Genomic DNA, 3166 nt, shown 5'->3' with positions numbered 1-3166 from the left:
CTGATCGAAGCCACGCAGTTCTCAATGGCGCATCAGGATGTGCGTTATTACCTCAACGGTATGCTGTTCGAAACCGAAGGCGAAGAGTTGCGTACCGTCGCCACCGATGGTCACCGCCTTGCGGTGTGCTCAATGCCGATTGGTCAGGCGCTGCCGAACCATTCGGTGATCGTGCCGCGTAAAGGTGTGATTGAGCTGATGCGCTTGCTCGATGGTGGTGAAACGCCGCTGCAAGTGCAAATTGGTAGCAGCAATATCCGCGCACATGTGGGCGACTTCATCTTTACGTCGAAGCTGGTTGATGGCCGTTTCCCGGATTATCGCCGCGTATTGCCGAAGAACCCCGATAAAGCGCTGGAAGCTGGCTGTGATATTTTGAAGCAGGCGTTTGCGCGTGCGGCAATTCTCTCGAATGAGAAGTTCCGCGGCGTTCGCATCTATATCACTGAAAATCAGCTCAAGATAACGGCGAATAACCCGGAGCAGGAAGAAGCGGAAGAGATGCTGGATGTCTCTTACAACGGCACCGATCTGGAGATCGGATTCAACGTCAGCTATGTGCTGGATGTGTTGAATGCGCTGAAGTGCGAGAACGTACGTTTGCTGCTGACCGATGGCGTATCGAGTGTGCAGATTGAAGATGTTGCCAGTCCGGCTGCAGCCTACGTCGTCATGCCAATGCGTTTATAAATATCGGCCTGGCTTACTTGCCATTCTGGTCCCGGGCAGTGCTCGCCCTTGGTCACATACTTCAGTATGCTCCCAAGTTCTGTGCGCTGGCCGTAACCAGACTGGCTGCGCCGCCGACGGCCTGGCTCTCAAATGTTAGGTAAAATCCCCCTCTCGCTGGATTCGTTATGGCTTTAACCCGCCTCCTGATTAAAGATTTTCGCAACATCGAGCAGGCCGATCTGGCTTTGGCGCCGGGCTTTAATTTCCTTGTCGGCGCCAACGGCAGCGGCAAAACCAGCGTGCTGGAGGCGATTTACACGCTGGGGCACGGTCGCGCGTTTCGCAGTTTGCAAGCTGGCCGCGTGATTCGTCACGATCAGGACGCCTTTGTGCTGCACGGTCGCATTGAAGGCAGCGAACGAGAATTGTCGGTTGGTTTGACCAAGAATCGTGCTGGCGACAGCAAAGTGCGTATTGATGGCAGCGATGGTCACAAAGTGGCGGAGCTGGCGCAGTTGCTGCCGATGCAGCTGATTACGCCGGAAGGCTTTACCCTGCTGAATGGCGGCCCAAAATACCGTCGTGCCTATATCGATTGGGGCTGTTTTCACGCCTCGCCCGGATTTTTCCATGCCTGGAGCAATTTGCGTCGTCTGCTAAAACAGCGTAATGCGGCGCTGCGTCAGGTATCGCGCTACAGCCAGATTCGTCCGTGGGATCAGGAACTGGTGCCGCTGGCCGAGCAGATCAGCCAATGGCGCGCCGAATACAGCGCGGCGATTTCCCGCGAGATCATCGCCACCTGCGGCCAGTTTTTACCGGAGTTTGAGTTGGCGTTCTCTTTCCAGCGCGGCTGGGATAAAGAGAGCGATTACGCCGAGCTGCTGGAACGCAATTTCGAGCGCGACCGCGCGCTCACCTACACCGCCAGCGGCCCACATAAAGCCGATTTTCGTATTCGTGCCGAGGGCACGCCGGTGGAAGATTTACTCTCACGCGGTCAATTAAAACTGCTGATGTGTGCGCTGCGCTTAGCGCAGGGCGAATATCTGACGCGCAGCAGCGGAAGACGCTGTTTGTATTTGATTGATGACTTTGCCTCAGAGCTGGATGACACCCGTCGTCGGCTGTTAGCTGAACGCCTAAAAGCCACGCAGGCTCAAGTATTTGTCAGCGCCATTGGTGTCGAGCATGTAATCGACATGAGTGATGAAAAGGGCAAGATGTTCCGCGTGGAACAGGGTAAAATAGTGGTTCAACCTGAAGATTAAATGAGCGAGAAACGTTGATGTCGAATTCTTATGACTCCTCAAGTATCAAAGTCCTGAAAGGGCTTGATGCGGTACGCAAACGCCCGGGCATGTACATCGGCGATACGGATGACGGCACCGGTCTGCATCACATGGTATTCGAAGTCGTGGATAACGCAATCGACGAAGCGCTCGCCGGTCACTGCAGTGACATTACCGTTACTATTCATGCAGATAACTCTGTCTCAGTGCAAGATGATGGCCGTGGTATTCCTACTGGCATTCACCCGGAAGAGGGCGTCTCTGCTGCTGAAGTGATCATGACCGTCCTGCACGCCGGCGGTAAATTTGATGATAACTCGTATAAAGTTTCCGGTGGTCTGCACGGCGTTGGCGTTTCAGTGGTAAACGCCCTGTCGCAGAAGCTGGAGCTGACCATTCGCCGTGAAGGCAAAGTGCATCAGCAGGTTTATCAGCACGGCGTGCCGCAGGCACCGCTGGCGGTATCGGGTGATACCGATGCAACCGGTACTCGCGTGCGCTTCTGGCCGAGCTACGAAACCTTCACCAACGTGATTGAGTTTGAGTACGAAATCCTGGCGAAACGCCTGCGTGAACTGTCGTTCCTGAACTCTGGCGTCTCAATTCGTCTGGAAGACAAACGCGACGGCAAGAACGATCACTTCCACTACGAAGGTGGTATCAAGGCGTTTGTTGAGTATCTCAACAAGAATAAAACCCCAATTCATCCAACGGTGTTCTATTTCTCGACTGAGAAAGATGGCATCGGCGTGGAAGTGGCGCTGCAGTGGAACGATGGTTTCCAGGAAAACATCTACTGCTTCACCAACAACATTCCACAGCGCGACGGCGGTACGCACCTGGCCGGCTTCCGTGCGGCGATGACGCGTACGCTGAATGCCTACATGGATAAAGAAGGCTACAGCAAAAAAGCCAAAGTCAGTGCGACCGGTGACGATGCGCGTGAAGGCCTGATTGCCGTGGTTTCCGTGAAAGTGCCGGATCCGAAATTCTCTTCTCAGACCAAAGATAAGCTGGTCTCTTCAGAGGTGAAATCGGCGGTTGAGCAGCAGATGAACGAACTGCTGGCGGAATACCTGCTGGAAAACCCGTCTGACGCAAAAATCGTGGTCGGCAAAATTATCGATGCGGCGCGTGCGCGTGAAGCTGCACGTCGTGCACGTGAAATGACTCGCCGTAAAGGCGCGCTGGATTTGGCCGGT

The 3166-nt window shown here is 54.5% G+C and carries 3 protein-coding genes; all 3 read left to right on the top strand.

What is annotated here, in order from left to right:
• On the top strand, positions 1-690 hold a 690-nt coding region (dnaN, locus tag RTY00_RS22500; protein WP_312666360.1), incomplete at its 5' end, for a DNA polymerase III subunit beta.
• Positions 691-857: 167 nt separating this feature from the next.
• The gene (gene recF, locus RTY00_RS22495) at positions 858-1943 is read left to right on the top strand and encodes a DNA replication/repair protein RecF (protein WP_008105299.1); all 1086 of its coding nucleotides are present in this window, start codon (positions 858-860) and stop codon (positions 1941-1943) included.
• Positions 1944-1960: 17 nt separating this feature from the next.
• Positions 1961-3166, top strand: a 1206-nt coding sequence (locus RTY00_RS22490) for an ATP-binding protein (protein ID WP_312666358.1), incomplete at its 3' end; no start/stop codon positions are given.

Origin of the sequence: Pantoea sp. CTOTU49201 (assembly GCF_032054795.1) — a bacterium.
Taxonomy (GTDB): Bacteria; Pseudomonadota; Gammaproteobacteria; order Enterobacterales; family Enterobacteriaceae; genus Pantoea; species Pantoea symbiotica.
The sequence above is the reverse complement of the archived record's forward strand: the minus strand, read 5'-3'. Positions and strand labels throughout refer to the sequence as shown.